This window comes from Bacteriovorax sp. DB6_IX (genome assembly GCF_000447775.1).
Lineage (GTDB): Bacteria > Bdellovibrionota > Bacteriovoracia > Bacteriovoracales > Bacteriovoracaceae > Halobacteriovorax_A.
In genome coordinates this window covers 1-2,689 of record NZ_AUNJ01000330.1, presented here as the reverse complement: position 1 = coordinate 2,689, position 2,689 = coordinate 1, and the positions used below count along the sequence as shown (strand labels likewise).

General features: G+C 37.2%; 4 protein-coding genes. 1 reads left to right on the top strand and 3 read right to left on the bottom strand.

Annotated elements, in window-relative coordinates; genetic code table 11:
* A partial coding sequence (locus tag M901_RS09990; protein WP_034721693.1) for a substrate binding domain-containing protein occupies window positions 1–692 on the top strand: 692 nt, incomplete at its 5' end.
* Here M901_RS09990 and M901_RS09985 read toward each other — a convergent pair.
* The 3 genes from M901_RS09985 to M901_RS09975 form a co-directional block, all read right to left on the bottom strand.
* On the bottom strand, window positions 679–1,467 hold the full coding sequence (locus M901_RS09985) for a PP2C family serine/threonine-protein phosphatase (protein WP_021278078.1): 789 nt from the start codon (window positions 1,465–1,467) through the stop codon (window positions 679–681). The genes M901_RS09990 and M901_RS09985 overlap by 14 nt on opposite strands.
* Window positions 1,454–2,185, bottom strand: a complete 732-nt coding sequence (locus M901_RS09980) for a protein kinase (RefSeq protein ID WP_021278079.1) — start codon at window positions 2,183–2,185, stop codon at window positions 1,454–1,456. Before M901_RS09980 ends, M901_RS09985 begins: the two co-directional genes overlap by 14 nt.
* Window positions 2,186–2,199: 14 nt before the next feature.
* A partial coding sequence (locus M901_RS09975) for a LysR substrate-binding domain-containing protein (RefSeq protein WP_021278080.1) occupies window positions 2,200–2,689 on the bottom strand: 490 nt, incomplete at its 5' end.

Sequence of the window (2,689 nt, the reverse complement as noted above, 5' to 3'; positions counted from 1 at the left end):
ANATTCTAAATGATTTACATGAATTAGAGGACCATGTCCTGGGGAGCGTTGATACTTTTCAAGGTTCCTTAAGAGTCACTGCTCCTACGACATTAGGACAATTTTTACTTGCAAAATACTTTGCTCAGTACCAGATGGATCATCCTTACTTAGAACTAGATCTCAGATTTACAGATAGGATCTTAGACCCTGTCGAACAAGATATTGATCTTAGTATTAGAACCGCTTTTCAACTCAAAGATTCTAGCCTCTACGTTAAGAATTTAGGCTCTCTTGAAAGAGTCGTTGTGGCCTCTTCAGAGTATCTCTCTCACTTTAAAGAACCAAGAACTCCAGAGAATCTCGATAAGCATAATTGTCTCCTCTATATGCGTGGAGACAGTCCTTTTATTTGGTCATTTACAAAGAGAAATAAGAAGCTTGATATAAGAGTTCAGGGCACATTTCGTTCAAATAACCTTACTAGCTTAGTTCAGGCATGTGAGATGGGAGTCGGTTTATTAAATATTCCACGCTACTTAGTTGAAGATAAAATTCAAAGTGGAGAGCTAAAGATTATTTTTAAATCATGGAAACTCCCGGCCCATAATATTTTTCTTCTCTCTTCAAGAAAACCCTCAGAGAGTCGACGTTTAAATACTCTTATCACCTTCTTAGAAGAATCACTCGAAAGGTATACTAAGAAGAAGTAGATACTTTTCTAATAACAAAGAAAGAAATGTCATCTAGTTTTTGAAGTTCAGCTTGATCCCGACAGAGTTTACAGAGCTCATCAAATGACTCTTCAAAACCACCTTGTCCAATTAGTGAGTAAAGCCTCTCATGCGAAAAGTTGTCAAAGAGACCATCACTTCCCATAACAAATGTATGGCCTTTCTTTGTCGAGATCTTAGAGCTAGACTCAATACGAAGAATCTTATCTCCCATCATATTATGAACATAGAAGCGCTCAGGATCATCTAGAGATTGTTCCTGGGTCATATGGCCAGCCTCTATTGAGTATCCAACTTGTGAATCGGGAATATTAGAATATCTATTCTTCCCTTTTTGATTCCAACCAATGAACTCCGAATCACCAACTGAGGCCATTTGGATAGTATCTTCCGAAATTAAACAAAAACAAAGAGTGGCCTTAGCTCCTAGTTTTAGGTCTAAGACGGCCTGGTTAGCACTTTCAACACTTTCAAGAATTGAAAAATAATCTTCACCTTGAAAGTGACTTTTAAGGTTTTCAACTACAACTTGAGAAGCCAGATCTCCACGGGGGTGACCTCCGGCCCCATCGGAAATAGCCAGAAGAAGTTTTTCTCGTCCTTCTATCATAAGTGAAGAGTCTTCATTACTTCCCTCTTTATCATGGCATTTCATGATAAAGTAACCAATGCGGTAAAGTCCCCAGTCAAAAATACCTTGCTGAGTTTCATCTGGACCAAGAAATATCGTTTCTACTTTATTATTTGACTGCATCTGACCAATCCAAACTTTCTAGATACTTTTTTAAATCACTAACAGTGCGAAATTTCTTTAATATCAGACTACGTTTTTGACCACAGATAATCTGTTTTATCGATTCAGGTAGCTTGGCATAGTATTTTTGTCCCCCAAGAATTTCATAGAAAATCCTGATTAACTTGATAATATCCTCGTCCCTATTATCCTTTTTACTATCGCCCCAATGGTGGAGGTCGATAATTTTAAGATCAAACTCTAGGCCAAACTTTTTAATGATGATATTATCAAGATGGAGATCGCCGTGATACTCCCCTCTATGGTGAATTGATTCTAATCCACAAGCTAAACTATAAAGTAAATGTAGAGCAGGAAAGATCGCTAATCGCTTACCACGATGTTTATCAACGAACTCACTAAGAATTTCTCCTTCGACAAACTCTGTAATCAAGCAAGCGACATTTTGATTCTTAAACTTTAAGATATCATAACCAATATAGTCGACGACAATCGGACAAGCACTTAACTTATCTAGCTTCTTAGCAATGCGCGTACTAACCTTTTGCTTCTCGTTACGATGAGGATAGAAAAGCTTTATTGCACGAACTTTATTAGTGTGCTTTTCAACAACTCGATAGACCTCACCTTCTAAACCACGTCCCACCATTTCCTCAATGATAAAACGATTGGCCATGACCCTTCCGACTTTTAGATTTAGATTGTCCACAGTGCTCATCGCTACTCCCAAAGCTATAATTCTTTCTTTAGTAGTTTATATCCTAAACCTTTATAACTCTTCTTAATTATACCCCAAACAGATGTTTGTAACTCTTCTAATTCACCTAAAACAATAACATCTTTATTATTCTTACAGATGCGATTCATCGCTGCTTCTGGGACGATGGTAAAGCCAAGCCCCTTCTCCGTTACCGTTTGAAAGAGGTCAATATCGTCACCTTCGCCTATGATTCGAGGTGAAAGAGAGTTCTTAGAAAAGAAGAGCTCTATCTCATACTTGAGAAACGTTTCATTTGTATAATTAAAGAATGGAATACTTCCGAGAGACTCAGGAAATTTTCCTTTATGCTTTTTAAATTTCTTGTGAGCAATAGCAAAAGTTCTATTGAGACCAATTCTATAGGCATCCATATTGTTAGAGATCCCTTCTTTAGAATCTGTAAAAACCATATCGACTTTCTCTTCTTCTAAATCAGCAAGAAGTAAGTGCCTTTCATTTTCT

Excerpts from the sequence above, each read along its gene's own strand:
- M901_RS09980 (WP_021278079.1), bottom strand. The coding sequence starts at position 2,185 with ATGAGCACTGTGGACAATCTAAATCTAAAAGTCGGAAGGGTCATGGCC.
- M901_RS09985 (WP_021278078.1), bottom strand. The coding sequence starts at position 1,467 with ATGCAGTCAAATAATAAAGTAGAAACGATATTTCTTGGTCCAGATGAA.